The sequence below is a fragment of the Streptomyces sp. SudanB5_2050 genome, from assembly GCF_964272335.1.
GTDB lineage: Bacteria > Actinomycetota > Actinomycetes > Streptomycetales > Streptomycetaceae > Streptomyces > Streptomyces rochei.
On the sequence record NZ_OZ186760.1, the window covers coordinates 2,558,589 to 2,573,363 of the forward strand.

At 70.5% G+C, this 14,775-nt stretch carries 13 protein-coding genes; 9 read left to right on the plus strand and 4 right to left on the minus strand.

The features are described 5' to 3' along the window. Positions 1-34 precede the first annotated feature (34 nt). Complete coding sequence (locus tag ACFZP7_RS11480) at positions 35-454, minus strand: organic hydroperoxide resistance protein (RefSeq protein ID WP_019326301.1); 420 nt, start codon at positions 452-454, stop codon at positions 35-37. Between the two features lie 127 nt (positions 455-581). After that, entirely contained in the window at positions 582-1,604 is a 1,023-nt protein-coding gene (locus ACFZP7_RS11485; protein ID WP_019326302.1) for an NADP-dependent oxidoreductase, read from the minus strand. Between the two features lie 99 nt (positions 1,605-1,703). Between ACFZP7_RS11485 and ACFZP7_RS11490 the strand changes: the two genes are divergently transcribed. After that, complete coding sequence (locus tag ACFZP7_RS11490) at positions 1,704-2,144, plus strand: MarR family winged helix-turn-helix transcriptional regulator (RefSeq protein ID WP_029393521.1); 441 nt, start codon at positions 1,704-1,706, stop codon at positions 2,142-2,144. Positions 2,145-2,264: 120 nt separating this feature from the next. On the opposite strand, the gene ACFZP7_RS11495 is transcribed toward ACFZP7_RS11490, so the two are convergent. Continuing rightward, a complete protein-coding gene (locus tag ACFZP7_RS11495; RefSeq protein ID WP_385634348.1) occupies positions 2,265-2,993 on the minus strand; it encodes a hypothetical protein in 729 nt (242 codons plus the stop codon). 214 nt (positions 2,994-3,207) lie between these two features. Between ACFZP7_RS11495 and ACFZP7_RS11500 the strand changes: the two genes are divergently transcribed. The 8 genes from ACFZP7_RS11500 to ACFZP7_RS11535 all read left to right on the plus strand — a co-directional run bounded on the left by ACFZP7_RS11500 (position 3,208) and on the right by ACFZP7_RS11535 (position 13,649). Next, positions 3,208-4,374 (plus strand): mandelate racemase/muconate lactonizing enzyme family protein, encoded by a 1,167-nt coding sequence (locus ACFZP7_RS11500; protein ID WP_019326305.1) that lies wholly within the window; start codon positions 3,208-3,210, stop codon positions 4,372-4,374. Continuing rightward, positions 4,371-5,375: a zinc-binding dehydrogenase gene (locus ACFZP7_RS11505; protein WP_125773273.1), complete on the plus strand. Its 1,005-nt coding sequence runs from the start codon at positions 4,371-4,373 to the stop codon at positions 5,373-5,375. The genes ACFZP7_RS11500 and ACFZP7_RS11505 overlap by 4 nt, the downstream gene beginning before the upstream one ends. Before the next feature lie 166 nt (positions 5,376-5,541). After that, positions 5,542-6,513, plus strand: a complete 972-nt coding sequence (locus ACFZP7_RS11510; protein WP_019326307.1) for a hypothetical protein — start codon at positions 5,542-5,544, stop codon at positions 6,511-6,513. Between the two features lie 137 nt (positions 6,514-6,650). Continuing rightward, positions 6,651-7,760 (plus strand): multiple monosaccharide ABC transporter substrate-binding protein, encoded by a 1,110-nt coding sequence (gene chvE / locus ACFZP7_RS11515; protein WP_306691896.1) that lies wholly within the window; start codon positions 6,651-6,653, stop codon positions 7,758-7,760. Between the two features lie 32 nt (positions 7,761-7,792). Beyond that, positions 7,793-9,361: a multiple monosaccharide ABC transporter ATP-binding protein gene (mmsA, locus tag ACFZP7_RS11520; RefSeq protein WP_019326309.1), complete on the plus strand. Its 1,569-nt coding sequence runs from the start codon at positions 7,793-7,795 to the stop codon at positions 9,359-9,361. Beyond that, positions 9,358-10,602, plus strand: a complete 1,245-nt coding sequence (mmsB, locus tag ACFZP7_RS11525) for a multiple monosaccharide ABC transporter permease (RefSeq protein WP_031020260.1) — start codon at positions 9,358-9,360, stop codon at positions 10,600-10,602. The genes mmsA and mmsB overlap by 4 nt, the downstream gene beginning before the upstream one ends. A 65-nt stretch (positions 10,603-10,667) precedes the next feature. Beyond that, a complete protein-coding gene (locus ACFZP7_RS11530) occupies positions 10,668-11,816 on the plus strand; it encodes an aldose epimerase family protein (RefSeq protein WP_031020262.1) in 1,149 nt (382 codons plus the stop codon). Positions 11,817-11,936: 120 nt separating this feature from the next. After that, entirely contained in the window at positions 11,937-13,649 is a 1,713-nt protein-coding gene (locus tag ACFZP7_RS11535) for a pyridoxal phosphate-dependent aminotransferase (RefSeq protein WP_385634349.1), read from the plus strand. A gap of 17 nt (positions 13,650-13,666) precedes the next feature. On the opposite strand, the gene ACFZP7_RS11540 is transcribed toward ACFZP7_RS11535, so the two are convergent. After that, on the minus strand, positions 13,667-14,635 hold the full coding sequence (locus tag ACFZP7_RS11540) for an arabinan endo-1,5-alpha-L-arabinosidase (protein WP_228898631.1): 969 nt from the start codon (positions 14,633-14,635) through the stop codon (positions 13,667-13,669). Between the last annotated feature and the right edge of the window lie 140 nt (positions 14,636-14,775).

A 14,775-nucleotide genomic window follows, 5' to 3' on the forward strand; every position in this document is an offset into this window, starting at 1 on the left:
TGCGGCCTCCGGCGGTCCGGCGCGGCGGGTCCGCTCAGACGAGCGTCACCGTGATGTTGCCGCGGGTCGCCTTGGAGTACGGGCACACCTGGTGGGCCTTCTCCACCAGCGACCGCGCGGTGTCGGCGTCCACCGAGGGGATCTCGGCGGAGATCTCGACGATGATGCCGAAGCCCTCGTCGTTCTTGCCGATGCCGACCTTCGCGGTGACGGTCGAGCCGGAGACGTCGGCGCCCTCCTGGCGGGCCACGACGGCGAGCGCGCCCTGGAAGCAGGCGCTGTACCCGGCCGCGAACAGCTGCTCCGGGTTGGTGCCGGCGCCGCTGCCGCCCATCTCCTTGGGCGGGTTCACGACCACGTCGAGCTTGCCGTCATCGGTGGCGACCCGGCCGTCGCGGCCGTTCTCGGCGGTGGCGACGGCGGTGTAGAGGACCTCGGACTGCTGAATGGGCATGCGGTTGTCTTCCTCCTCGGTCCGCCGTGACTCGCGCCCACGACCACGACGGATTTCGGAAAGACGCTACCGCATGCCGGAAAATCAGTGAAGGCCGCTCCCGGGCCGCCTGCCCGGCCGCGGGACGTCAGAGCTTGACGATCATCTTGCCGGTGTTGTCGCCGCGCAGGACGCCGAGGAACGCCTCCAGGTTGTTCTCGATGCCCTCGACGACCGTCTCGCGGTACTTCAGCTCACCGGAGCGGACCCAGGGGCCGACCTCCTGGACGAACTGCGGCTGGAGGTCGTAGTGGTCGCCGACCAGGAAGCCCTCGATGCGGCCGCGGGTCTGGATCAGACGGGCGAGGTTCTTCGGGCCGGGGGCCGGCTCGGTGTTGTTGTAGACGGAGATCGCGCCGCAGATCGCGATGCGGCCGTCCCGGTTGAGGGAACCGATGGCCGCCTCCAGGTGGTCGCCGCCCACGTTGTCGAAGTAGACGTCGATCCCGTCCGGGGCGGCGGCGCGCAGCTGCTCGCTCACCGGGCCGTTCTTGTAGTTGAAGGCGGCGTCGAAGCCGTACTCGTCCACGAGCAGCTTGACCTTCTCGTCCGAGCCGGCCGAGCCGATGACCCGGGAGGCGCCCTTGAGCTTCGCGATCTGGCCGACCTGGCTGCCGACGGCACCCGCGGCGCCCGAGACGAAGACGGAGTCACCCTCCTTGAAGGACGCGGTGCGCAGCAGGCCGGCGTAGGCGGTCAGGCCCGTCATGCCGAGCACGCCCAGGTACGTCGACAGGGGCGCCGCCTCCGGGTCGACCTTGACGGCGTTCTTCGCGTCCACGGCGGCGTACTCGCGCCAGCCGAAGAAGTGCAGCACGTGGTCGCCGACGGCGATGCCCTCGGCGTTGGAGGCGACGACCTCGCCGACCGCGCCGCCCTGCATGGGCTTGCCCAGCTCGTAGGGGGCGACGTAGGACTTGGCGGCGCTCATGCGGCCGCGCATGTAGGGGTCGACGGAGACGTACAGGTTGCGCACGAGCACCTGGCCGTCACCGGGCGTGGGGAGCGCCGTCTCGACGAGCGAGAAGTCCTCGGGCTTGGGCCAGCCGACCGGGCGGCTGTCCAGGTGCCATTCGCGGTTGACGTCGGGCAGTGCGGGGGAGTCGGTCATGGGGCACCTTCCTGGGGGTTCACCGAGATGTTTCAGCCTCTGAAACAACCATGCGACTGAACATTTCAGGTTGTCAAACAAATGGGTACCCTGGTTTCCATGGCCACACCACGCGACACGACCCGTCGACCCGACGCACTCACCCTGGAAGTCGTCGAGCTGATCGGCGAGGTCGTGGCCCGCTTCCACGCCGACTACGAGGAGGCGGCGGCGGAACGCGCCCTGACCGGGGCGCAGGCCAAGTTGCTCAGCCTGCTGTCGCTGGAGCCGCTGCCGATGCGCAAGCTCGCCCAGAAACTGAAGTGCGAGCCGTCGAACGTGACCGGGATCGTGGACCGGCTGGAGGCGCGGGGGCTGGTCGAGCGGCGGACGGACCCCGGCGACCGGCGGGTGAAGGTCGCGGCGGCGACGGACGAGGGCCGGCGGACGGCGCGGGAGCTCAGGGAGTCGTTGCGCTTCGCGCGGGAGCCGCTGGCCGGGCTGTCGGAGGAGGAGCGGGTCGCCCTGCGGGACGCGTTGCGCAGGATGCTCGGGCAGTGACGCCGGCGCCGTGAGTCCCCCGGGCGCGGCGCCGTGAGTCCCCCGGGCGCGGCGCCGTGGACCCCCCGGGGCGGGGGCGAGGCGGAGCCGGCGGCGGGGCCGGGCGCACCGTGCCGGGGGCTAGGTGCACCACCACAGGAAGCGGTCGCAGGTCTCCGTCGGGGTCGGGTCCGGCGCGGCGGACGACGTGGGGGGCGTGGTCGGGGGCGGATCGTCCGGGGGCGGCGTCGGGCGGTCCGGGGTGCCGGGTTCGTCGGACGCCGAGGCCGGGGGCGGCGCCGAGGCGTCCGCCTCCTCGGCCGTCTCCGGCCCGCGCGCCGACGAGGACCTCGACGCGGACGCCGAGGCCGTGACCGATGCCGAGGCCGTCGCCGAGGCGTCCGGGGACGGCGTGCCCGAGGCGGTGGCCGTGGCGGTGTCCGAGGTCGCGTCGACCGGCACGGCGGACGTCCGCCCCACCTCGCGGCTCGCCTCGCCGTCCGTGGAAGCGCCGCCGGCCTCCGCCGGCCTCGGCGGGGAGCCCGGCGCGTCCAGGCCGAGTTCGGCGAGGCTCAGTCCGCCGGCGGCCAGGACGAAACCGGTGGTGACGAACAGGACCCGGCGGCGGCGCCGGCGGTGCGCGGCGGCCTTGCGGTCCCGGCGGCTCGCCCGCCCGGCGGCAGGGGGTCCACCGGACGCCTCCGCCTCCTCGACGCGCGGGGCCGGCACCTCCTCGACGCTGGGCGTCGGCACCTCCCCCACCGCCGCCGACTCCGGCTCGGGCGTGTGGAGTTCACCGACGGGTGTCCCGCACCCCGGGCAGGCGAGGGCGCCGTTGAGGTGCCGTCGGCACGGGTGGCAGTAGTCCATGACGCGGGAAGGTTAAGTTCCGCGACGGGCGCGTTCCTAGAGGCGGCTGTGAAGGTTGTGTGGGAAAGCGGCCGGGGCCGCTCCGGCCGTCCTTTCGAAACTGCCGAAACCGTTGTGTGTCCGCCCCATTGACACTCCCGCCACCCCCTCCTTACTGTCACGCCAGCATTTCGAACGAGTGACGAAATATCGAACAAAGCGAAGGGCAACCGCCGTGCGCATCACCGGAATCAGCACACACGTGGTCGGGACGCCGTGGCGCAACCTGACGTACGTCCAGGTGCACACCGACGAGGGGATCACGGGAGTCGGCGAGACCCGGATGCTGGGGCACACCGACGCTCTCCTCGGCTATCTGAAGGAGGCCGAGGCCAACCACATTCTCGGGTCCGACCCGTTCGCTGTCGAGGATCTGGTCCGCCGCATGAAGTACGGCGACTACGGCCGGGCCGGCGAGATCGTGATGTCCGGCATCGCCGTCATCGAGATGGCGTGCTGGGACATCAAGGGCAAGGCCCTCGGCGTCCCGGTCTGGCAGCTGCTGGGCGGCAAGGTCACCGACAAGGTCAAGGCGTACGCCAACGGCTGGTACACCACCGAGCGGACCCCGGAGGCGTACCACAAGGCCGCGCAGGGCGTCGTGGAGCGCGGGTACCGGGCGCTGAAGATCGACCCGTTCGGCACCGGGCACTTCGAGCTGGACCACGAGCAGACCCTGTACGCGGTCTCCCTCATCGAGGCCGTGCGGGACGCCATCGGTCCGGACGCCGAGCTGATGCTGGAGATGCACGGCCGCTTCTCGCCGTCCACCGCCGTGCGGCTCGCGCGCGAACTGGCGCCCTTCAAGCCGGCCTGGCTGGAGGAGCCGGTGCCGCCGGAGAACCTCAAGGCGCTGCGGAAGGTCGCCGAGAAGGTCGACATCCCGGTCGCCACCGGTGAGCGCATCCACGACCGGATCGAGTTCCGCGAGCTGTTCGAGGACCAGTCGGTGGACATCGTCCAGCCCGACGTCGGTCACATCGGCGGCATCTGGGAGACGCGGAAGCTGGCCGCGACCGCCGAGACGCACTACATGCTCGTCGCGCCCCACAACGTGGGCGGTTCCGTCCTCACCGCCGCCTCCCTCCAGGTCGGCTTCACCTCGCCCAACTTCAAGATCCTGGAGCACTTCAACGACTTCGCGGACGCGGAGATCAAGAAGGTGGTCAAGGGCGCGCCCGTGGTGGACCCGGAGGACGGCTGCTTCCACCTGTCCGACGCTCCCGGTCTCGGCGTGGAGCTGGACACCGACGCGGCGGCCGAGTTCCCCCAGCAGCAGGCGCGGTTCGACCTGTGGGCCGAGGGCTGGGAGCAGCGCAAGCCCAAGGGGACCGGGGCGTGAGCGGCGCGGTCGTCGTCGAGGCGCCGGGGGCGTACCGGCTCGTGCCGCACGAGCCGCGCGAGCCCGGCCCCGGCGAGGCGCTGGTGCGGGTGCACGCGGCCGGGATCTGCGGCAGCGACCGCGAGGTCTGGCAGGGCAACCGGCCCGAGGGGTACGTGCGTTACCCGCTCACCCCGGGCCACGAGTGGTCGGGGACCGTGGAGCGGGTCGGCGCCGGGGTGCCGGCGTCCCTCGCCGGGCGCAAGGTGGTCGGCGAGGGCTTCCGCAACTGCCAGGTGTGCGACCGCTGCCACGCGGGCGAGACGACGCTGTGCACGGCCGGCTACGAGGAGACGGGCTTCACCCAGCCGGGGGCCATGGCGCCCACGCTGACCCTGCCCGCGCGGCTGCTGCACCCGCTGCCCGACGACGCCGACCTCACGGCCGCCGCCCTGCTGGAGCCCGCCGCCTGCATCGCCGCCGCCGCGCTCAAGGCGAACGCCCGGCCCGGTGAGCGGGTCGCGGTGGTCGGCACCGGGACGCTCGGCATGTTCGCCGTGCAGTTCCTGCGTGCGGCCTCCCCCGGCGAGCTGCTGGTCGTCGGCACGCGCGGGGACCGGGAGGCGCTGTCGCGGCAGTACGGCGCGACCGACTTCCGGACCAAGGACCAGCTCCTGCCGGACGACTTCGACGTCGTGATCGAGACCGCCGGGTCGGCGGACGCCGCCCGCACCGCCGCCGCGCTGCTGCGCCGGGGCGGGCGCCTGGTGCTGACCGGTATCCCGGCGCCGGGCGCCGACGGGCTCGACCCCACCGACCTGGTCGTGCGTCAGCTGGAGGTGCACACCGTCTTCGGGGCGCCGCCGGACGCGTGGGCGCACACGGTGCGGGTCTTCGCGGCCGGCCTGCTCGACCCGCGCCCGCTGGTCACCCACGAGCTGCCGCTCGCCGAGTTCCCCGAGGCCATCGAGCTGGTGGGGTCCGGCGACCCGAAGGTCGGGAAGGTGCTGCTGCATCCCTGACCGCGCCCCTTGAGCCGTACGCCGGTACGGGGGCGACCTGACGGCCTCCGTACCGGCGTACCTCCACTTCGAGGCTTTTCGTACCTCACGTCGCGAACCTTGTCCGGCATGTCGAACATGACAGGCCGGGTGCGGGCTCCGGCGTATCGAACCCTAAGGAACGCTTGTGACCGACGCTTCCGCCAAGGCCGCCGCACGCCGGCCCGGTGAGCAGGCGCTCACCGCTCTCGGCCTGGCCGCGCCCGCCCTTGACCCCGCCGACGCCTCGCCGCACTCCTTCCCGGGCGGTGGCCGCTGGCGCACCGAGATCCCCTCCTGCGAGGGCCCGGAGGCGCTGGGGGTGGTACTGAAGGAGTCCTCCCGGCTGGACGTGCCGATCCACCGGATCAGCCAGGGCAGCGGCGTGTGGATGCTGACCGACGCCGAGATCACCGAGATGGTCGAGGCCACCGCCGAACGCGACATCGAGCTGTGCCTGTTCACCGGTCCGCGCGGCACCTGGGACATCGGCGGCTCCACCCGGACCGACTCGGGCGGCGCGGGGCTGCGGGCCCGCGGCCACGACGCGGTCGCCGGGTGCGTCGAGGACGCCGTCCGCGCCACGGAGCTGGGCGTCAAGTGCCTGCTCGTCGCCGACGAGGGCGTGCTGTGGACGCTGCACCGGGCGCGGGCGGCGGGCATCGTTCCCGCCGACACCACACTGAAGCTCTCGGCGCTGGTGGGACCGGTCAATCCGGCCTCGTACGCGGTGTACGAGCGCCTCGGCGCCGACTCCATCAACGTGCCCAGCGACCTGACACCGGATCACCTGACCGAAATTCGGCGGGTTTCGGCCGCGCCGATGGACATGTACATCGAGGCTCCCGACGACCTCGGCGGCTACGTCCGCATGTACGAGATCGCCGAGCTGATCCGGCGCGGCGCCCCGCTGTACCTGAAGTTCGGCCTCTCCAAGGCGCCCGGGATCTATCCGTACGGCCACCACCTGCGGGAACTGACGCTGGCCACCGCGAAGGAGCGGGTGCGGCGCGGCCGGCTCGCCCTCGATCTGCTCGCCCGGCACGGGGCGGACGGGGAGATGGCGCCGCTCGGTTCGCGGCTGCCGGGCTCGCTCAACCGGTTCGAGATCTCGTCATAACGTTCCGGAAACCCCCTTCTCAAAAGAAGACACGACCGCGCACAATCCGACACACCTCTTTCGGTCGTTCTACCTCAGTGATTTTGCGTTCAGGCACCACCAGACCGAGCCCTGCACCCACATCAAGGATGATGACCATGCGCAACCGCAGAGCCGCACTCGCTGCCATAGCCTCCGCCGCCTCCCTCGCCCTGACCCTGACCGCCTGCGGCCAGAGCAGCGAGGGCGGCAGTGAGGAGGACAAGGGCGGCGCCGAAGGCGCCACCATCGGCATCGCGATGCCGACCAAGTCCTCCGAGCGCTGGATCGCCGACGGCGCCAACGTCGAGAAGGAGCTGAAGGCCAAGGGCTACGAGACCAAGCTCGTCTACGGGGAGGACGACCCGGACCAGCAGGTCTCCCAGATCGAGAACATGATCACGCAGGGCGTGGACGCCCTGATCATCGCCGCGATCGACAACAAGTCCCTCGACAACGTCCTCCAGCAGGCCAAGGACGCCGACATCCCGGTCGTCTCCTACGACCGGCTGATCCTCGGCTCGGAGAACGTCGACTACTACGCCTCCTTCGACAACGAGAAGGTCGGCGAGCTGCAGGGCTCCTACATCGTGGACAAGCTCGGGCTGAAGGCGGGCGAGAAGGGCCCCTTCAACATCGAGCTGTTCGCCGGCTCCAACGACGACAACAACACCAAGTACTTCTTCAACGGCGCGATGAACGTGCTGAAGCCCTACATGGACAAGGGCCAGCTCGTCGTGAGGTCCAAGCAGACCGCCCTCAACCAGGTCACCACCCTGCGCTGGGACGGCGGCACCGCGCAGAAGCGCATGGACGACCTGCTCACCTCCAGCTACCGCAGCGCCCGCGTGGACGCGGTGCTCTCGCCCTACGACGGCATCTCCATCGGCATCCTCTCCGCCCTGAAGTCCGACGGCTACGGCTCCGGCAGCAAGCCCATGCCGGTCGTCACCGGCCAGGACGCCGAGGTCGCCTCGGTGAAGTCGATCATCTCGGGTCAGCAGACCCAGACCGTCTACAAGGACCTGCGCGAACTCGCCAAGGTCGCCTCGAACATGGTCGACGCGGTCCTGAACGACAAGAAGCCCGAGGTCAACGACACCAAGTCCTACGACAACGGTGCCAAGGTCGTCCCCGCCTACCTGCTCCAGCCGGTCAGCGTCGACAAGGACAACTACAAGAAGGTCCTCGTCGACGGCGGCTACTACACCGAGAACGACCTCAAGTAACCGGGCCCCCACAAGGATTGGAAGGCACGACCATGGCGGGACCCGTCCTGGAAATGCGCTCGATCGTCAAGACCTTTCCCGGTGTCAAAGCGCTGTCGGACGTCACACTGACCGTCCGCCGGGGCGAGGTCCACGCCATCTGCGGGGAGAACGGCGCCGGCAAGTCGACCCTGATGAAGGTGCTCTCCGGCGTCCATCCGCACGGCAGTTACGAGGGGGACATCCTCTTCGAGGGCGAGACCTGCCGCTTCCGGGACATCCGGGCGAGCGAGCAGCACGGCATCGTCATCATCCACCAGGAGCTGGCGCTGGTGCCGTACCTCTCCATCGCGGAGAACATCTTCCTCGGCAACGAGCACGCCAAGCGCGGCCTGATCGACTGGAACGAGACGCTCAGGCACGCCACCGAACTGCTGCGCCGGGTCGGGCTCGACGAGCACCCGGAGACCCGCGTCGCGGACATCGGCGTGGGCAAGCAGCAGCTGGTGGAGATCGCCAAGGCGCTGTCGAAGAAGGTGAAGCTGCTCATCCTCGACGAACCGACGGCGGCGCTCAACGACGAGGACAGCGGCAAGCTCCTCGACCTGATCCTCCAGCTGAAGGAACAGGGCATCACCTCGATCATCATCTCGCACAAGCTGAACGAGATCCGGCGGGTCGCCGACTCGGTCACGATCATCCGCGACGGGCAGTCCATCGAGACGCTCGACGTGAAGGCGCCGGAGACCACCGAGGACCGGATCATCTCCGGGATGGTCGGCCGCGACCTGGAGAACCGCTTCCCGGACCGCACCCCGCACCACCCCGAGGAGGGCACCGCGCCCGCCCTGGAGATCCGCAACTGGACCGTGCACCACCCCATCGACCAGCAGCGCAAGGTGGTCGACGACGTCTCGATCGAGGTGCGGCGCGGGGAGATCGTCGGCATCGCCGGACTGATGGGCGCCGGCCGCACCGAACTGGCGATGAGCGTCTTCGGGCGCACCTACGGCCGGTACGCGGGCGGCACCGTCCTCAGGGACGGCGCGGAGGTCCGTACGAAGACCGTCCCCGAGGCGGTCGGGCACGGCATCGCCTACGTCACCGAGGACCGCAAGCACTACGGCCTCAACCTCATCGACACCATCAACCGGAACATCTCGCTGACCGCGCTGGGCAAGGTCGCCAAGCGGGGCGTGGTCGACGAGCACGGGGAGCGCCAGGTCGCCGAGGGCTACCGCAGATCCATGAACATCAAGGCGCCGACCGTCTTCGAGCCGGTCGGCAAGCTGTCCGGCGGCAACCAGCAGAAGGTCGTCCTCAGCAAGTGGATCTTCGCGGGTCCCGAGGTGCTGATCCTGGACGAGCCCACCCGCGGCATCGACGTGGGCGCCAAGTACGAGATCTACACGGTCATCGACCAACTGGCCGCCCAGGGCAAGGCGGTCGTCTTCATCTCCTCCGAACTGCCGGAGCTGCTCGGCATGTGCGACCGCATCTACACGATGGCGGCGGGGCGGCTGACGGGCGAGTTCTCGCGGGCCGAGGCCTCGCAGGAAGCGCTGATGCGGCAGATGACGAAGGACAAGCAGGCCGAGAAGGACGAAGAGGTAACCCGATGAGCACGGACGTGACCGCCAAGACCCCGGCCCCGGCGCCGCCCGGCAAAGGCGGTTCGGCCGCCGCCGGCGGCCTGTGGCAGCTGATGCTCGACGGCCTGCGCCGCAACATGCGCCAGTACGGCATGCTGATCGCCCTCGGCCTGATCGTGGCGCTGTTCGCCGTCTGGTCCGACGGCGACCTGCTGCTGCCGCGCAACGTCTCCAACCTGGTGCTGCAGAACAGCTACATCCTGATCCTCGCTATCGGCATGATGCTGGTCATCATCTCGGGCCACATCGACCTGTCGGTCGGGTCGCTGACCGCGTTCACCGGGGCGATGGCCGCCGTACTGATGGTCGAGAACGACCTGCCCTGGCCGGTCGCGGTGCTGCTGTGCCTGGCCATCGGCGCCGCGGCGGGCGCGGCGCAGGGATTCTTCATCGCCTATCTCGGCATACCCTCGTTCATCGTGACCCTCGCGGGCATGCTGCTCTTCCGCGGTCTGACGGAGATCTTCCTGGAGGGCCAGACCCTCGGTCCGTTCCCGAAGGACCTCCAGAAGGTGGCCAACGGCTTCCTGCCCGAGGTCGGCCCGGAGACCAACTACCACAACCTCACCCTGCTGCTGGGCTTCGCGCTGATCGCCTTCGTGATCTACCAGGAGGTCCGCGACCGCAAGCGGCAGCAGGAGTTCGCGCTCGAGGTGCTGCCGGCCAAGCTGTTCCTGCTCAAGCTGGTCGCCCTGGTCTCCGCCGTCCTCGTCGTCACGCTGCTGCTCGCCAGCTACAAGGGCGCCCCGATCGTGCTGCTCATCCTGGGCGTACTGGTCGTCGGCTTCGGCTACCTGATGCGCAACGCGATCATCGGCCGCCACATCTACGCCATCGGCGGCAACCTGCCCGCGGCCAAGCTGTCGGGCGTGAAGGACAAGAAGGTCACCTTCCTGGTCTTCCTGAACATGGGCATGCTCGCGGCCCTGGCGGGTCTGGTCTTCGCCGCCCGCTTCAACGCGGCCTCTCCCAAGGCCGGCCTCAACTTCGAGCTGGAGGCCATCGCCGCCTCGTTCATCGGCGGCGCGTCGATGAGCGGCGGCGTCGGCACGGTCCTCGGCGCGATCATCGGCGGTCTGGTCCTGGGCGTGCTGAACAACGGCATGAACCTCGTCGGCATCGGCACCGACTGGCAGCAGGTGATCAAGGGCGCCGTGCTGCTGGCGGCGGTCGGGTTCGACGTGTGGAACAAGCGCAGGGTCGGTTCGTAACGGATCTCGGGCCCCGCCGCTCACGGCGGGGCCCGCTTCTCTTCACGGAAGTACAGGAGCCGCACATGGAACTGAGCAGACGTACGGTCATCGCATCGGCGGCCGCCGCCGGCCTGACGGCCACCGCGGTCGGCGGCACGGCACACGCCACGGGAGGCAGGAAGCCGGTGAAGGAGCTCTTCGGCAAGCTCGCCGACGGCACGAAGGTGTACCGCTGGTCGCTGGAGAACGGCGGCACCCGGATGAAGGTGCTGTCGTACGGCGGAGTCGTCCAGTCCCTCGAGATCCCCGACCGCCGGGGCCGCTACGCGAACGTCTCGCTGGGCTTCGACAACCTCGACGACTACGTGGCCCGCAGCCCGCACTTCGGCGCCCTGATCGGGCGGTACGGCAACCGCATCGCCAAGGGCCGCTTCACCCTGGACGGCAAGGAGTACCAGCTCTCCGTCAACGACGGCGAGAACTCCCTGCACGGCGGCGCCCTGGGCTTCGACTACCGGGTGTGGGACGTCGAGCCGTTCACCTCGGGCTCCGACGTCGGCCTGGTCCTGCACTACACCAGCGTCGACGGCGAGATGGGCTACCCCGGCACGCTCCGGGCGACGGTGACCTACACCCTCACCCGGCGCGGCGAGTGGCGCATCGACTACGAGGCCACCACCGACAAGGCCACCGTCGTCAACCTCACCAGCCACGTCTACTGGAACCTGGCCGGCGAGGGCAGCGGCACCATCGAGGACCACGAGCTGTCGATCGCCGCCTCCCGCTACACGCCCACCGACGCGGGCCTGATCCCGACGGGCGAGCTGGCGAGGGTGTCCGGCACGCCCTTCGACTTCCGGCGGGCCAAGCCGATCGGACGGGACATCCGCGACGCCCACCCGCAGCTGGTCACCGCCAAGGGCTTCGACCACAACTGGGTGCTGGACAAGGGCATCACCGAGCGCCCCGAGCACATCGCCACCCTGCGCGACGGCGCCTCGGGCCGCACCCTGCGCATCGCCACCGACCAGCCCGGCCTGCAGTTCTACTCGGGCAACTTCCTCGACGGCACCCTGACCGGCACCGGTGGCTCGCTCTACCGGCAGGGCGACGCGCTGTGCCTGGAGACGCAGCACTTCCCGGACTCGCCGAACCAGCCGTCCTTCCCGTCGACGGTGCTGCGGCCGGGGCAGACGTACCGGACGACGACGGTCCACTCGTTCGGGGCGTGAGGACCCGAGGCGTCGGTCGGGCACACTTCCTTCACACGCGTTGAACACCGTCGCCTGCTCCTCCGTATGCAAGGGCGGCCCGCGCTCCCCCGCGCGGGCCGTCCACCGACGGAGGTCCACTTGTCCGGCAACGTCACCTCGTTGTTCCGCGGTACCGCGGCGCACAGCCCGTCGATGGCGGCGCTGACGCGGGAGAGCGGCGAGGCGGGCGCGGGGCCGGTGGACTTCTGCATCCCCTGCAACCCGTACTTCCCCACCCCGGCGATGTTCGAGGAGATGGCCGGCCGGCTGCGCGACATCATCACCTACTACCCGAGCGGCGCCGACACCATCACGGCCGAGCTGTGCGGCCTGCTGGAACTGCCGCCCCAGTGCGTGGCCATGGGCAACGGTTCCACCGAGCTGATCACCTGGATCGACCACCTGCTGGTCCGCGACTCCCTCGCCGTCCCCGTCCCCACCTTCGGCCGCTGGACCGACCAGCCGATGGAGACCGGCAAGCGGGTCGACATGTTCCCGCTCCAGGAGTCCGCCGGCTTCGCCCTCGACCTCGCCCGGTACGCCGAGTTCGTCCGGGCCCGGGGGACGCGGACGGTGGTGATCTGCAACCCCAACAACCCCGACGGCGGCTATCTGCGCAAGCAGGCGCTGGTGCAGTTCATGGACGCGATGGCCGACCGGGACCTCGTCGTGATCGACGAGTCCTTCCTGGAGTTCGCCGACGCGGAGGCCGAACCCAGCGTCGTGCGGGAGGCGATGCTGCGCCCCAACGTCGTCGTCCTGCGCAGCCTCGGCAAGAACTTCGGCCTGCACGGCATACGCTTCGGGTATCTGGTCGCCAATCCGGCGCTGGCGGGCCGGGTGCGCGCCATGCTGCCGAAGTGGAACCTCAACTCCTTCGCGGAGCACGTGGTGTTCATGCTGCGCGACCACGGCCCGGAGTACGCGCAGAGCCTGCACCAGGTGCGCCGCGACCGCCTGGAGATGGCCGGCCGGCTGTCCGCGCTGCCCGGCCTGACGGTCTATCCCTCCCAGGGGAACTTCCTCTTCGTGCGCCTCCCGGTGGGCGCCGAGGGCACCGTCGTCCGGGACCGGATGCTCACCGAGCACCGGATCCTGGTCCGTGAGTGCGGCAACAAGATCGGTTCGTCCAGCCGCTTCCTGCGTCTCGTGGTGCGCCCCCAGGTGGACGTACATCGCCTGGTGTCCGGCCTGGAACAGGTGCTCTACGGGTCCAGGAGGGGAGCCGCCGTGCCCGGGCCCGCCACCGGGACCGGCTACAGCTCGGGCACGGCGGCGGTGGACCGCCTGGTGAGCGAGACCAACGGGGCCGGGATGCGGGCGCTCGCCGCTCAGCCCGCCGGCCCTCCGGGGCTCGCCGCCGCTCCGGCCGCCGGCACCGGCATGCCGCTCCCGGCCGCGGTGCCCGTCGCCCCGGCGGCGGCCACCGTCGGCCCGATGCCGATGCCGGTGCCGGCACCGCAGCAGGTGCCGCAACCGGCGCCGGTCCCCCAGCCGGCGCCGTACCCCGGGCCGGTGCCGGTCCCCCACCCGGCACCGGCCCCGCAGCCCACGGCCGATCCGGTCCCGCCGCCCGCCCCGGCGCCGTATCCCGTGCCCGCCCCGGCGCCGTATCCCGCGCCCGCCCCGGCCCCGGCTGCCGCGGCCCCGCACCCGGTGCCCGCCGGCCCCACCCCGCCCGGCGTCCCGGCCCGCGGCGGCCTCACGGCGGCCCAGGTCAGGGGCACGGACGGTCTGGAGTCGGTGCCGGCGGGGGGCCGGCCGGCCTCACGGGGCTGGCCGGACCCGGCGGGCATGGGCCGCACGGGCTGACCGCGCCGCCCCGGTGCTCAGTAGGCGACGGGCCAGCCGCTGCTCCAGTCCAGGAGGTTGAGGCCGAGCTTGGGCGTGCCGTTGTCGTTGGCGTCGTAGTAGTGGTAGACGAGCAGGTCCCCGTCGACGTCCTTCAGGATCGACTGCCCGCCGGGGCCGATGACGCTGCCGTGCGACTCGAGCACGGGCGTGCCGCCGTTGTTCATCATCGAGACCCCGTTGCGGTCGTAGTACGGCCCGGTGACGCTGGTCGCCCGGCCCACCTTGATCTTGTAGGTGGAGCCGGTGCCGGCACAGCAGGTGTCGTACGAGGCGAAGAGGTAGTAGTACCCGTTCCGCTTGACGATGTACGGGGCCTCGACGGCCTTGGTGCCGGACGGCCGGGAGGCGAGGGAGCGCCGGGCGGTGTCGGAGGCGAGCTGCTTCCCGGTGGACGGGTCGATCCGGATCATCTTGATGCCGGTCCACCAACTGCCGAAGGACAGCCACCACCTGCCGTCGTCGTCGACGAAGAGGTTGGGGTCGATGGCGTTGTAGTCGCTGGAGGAGCCGGAGGTGTAGACGATGCCGTAGTCGCTCCAGCTGCCCGGCTGTCCGGTGGTGGAGCCGGCGAGCCCGATGGCGGAGGTGTTGGTGCCGAACTTCGAGACGGAGTAGTACATCAGGTACTTGCCGCCGTGGTACGAGATGTCGGGTGCCCACGCCTCGGGGACCGAGGAGTACCGCGACCACCAGCTCGGCCGGGTGCCGAAGGCGTCGGCGCCGGCGGCGAAGGCCGTGCGGTCGGAGGAGGTCTTGCTGCTGATGCCGCCGCCGGTGGCGTAGAGCTGGTACTGACCGGAGGCGGTGCGGATCATGGTCGGGTCGTGGGTGACGACGGAACCGGTGACCCGGCCGGGGCCGGGGTAGGCCGACGCCGTGGTGGGGACGAGCGCGAGCAGCGCCGCGGCGGGGATCGCGAGGAGTGCGGTTCGTCTGCGACTCATGGGGGGACGCTCCTGTTCAGGATTTCGAACGCCGATCGTCTGATCGGACGGGAACGTAGAATCGAACCCCTTGCGCGTCAATGGTCCGCGCAGCCGCCGCAACCAACGTCCGGAAAACACCCCGGGACACAGGTGACACA

Excerpts from the sequence above, each read along its gene's own strand:
- chvE (WP_306691896.1), top strand. The coding sequence starts at position 6,651 with ATGCGCAACCGCAGAGCCGCACTCGCTGCCATAGCCTCCGCCGCCTCC.
- ACFZP7_RS11495 (WP_385634348.1), bottom strand. The coding sequence starts at position 2,993 with ATGGACTACTGCCACCCGTGCCGACGGCACCTCAACGGCGCCCTCGCC.
- mmsA (WP_019326309.1), top strand. The coding sequence starts at position 7,793 with ATGGCGGGACCCGTCCTGGAAATGCGCTCGATCGTCAAGACCTTTCCC.
- mmsB (WP_031020260.1), top strand. The coding sequence starts at position 9,358 with ATGAGCACGGACGTGACCGCCAAGACCCCGGCCCCGGCGCCGCCCGGC.
- ACFZP7_RS11530 (WP_031020262.1), top strand. The coding sequence starts at position 10,668 with ATGGAACTGAGCAGACGTACGGTCATCGCATCGGCGGCCGCCGCCGGC.
- ACFZP7_RS11485 (WP_019326302.1), bottom strand. The coding sequence starts at position 1,604 with ATGACCGACTCCCCCGCACTGCCCGACGTCAACCGCGAATGGCACCTG.
- ACFZP7_RS11490 (WP_029393521.1), top strand. The coding sequence starts at position 1,704 with ATGGCCACACCACGCGACACGACCCGTCGACCCGACGCACTCACCCTG.
- ACFZP7_RS11540 (WP_228898631.1), bottom strand. The coding sequence starts at position 14,635 with ATGAGTCGCAGACGAACCGCACTCCTCGCGATCCCCGCCGCGGCGCTG.
- ACFZP7_RS11480 (WP_019326301.1), bottom strand. The coding sequence starts at position 454 with ATGCCCATTCAGCAGTCCGAGGTCCTCTACACCGCCGTCGCCACCGCC.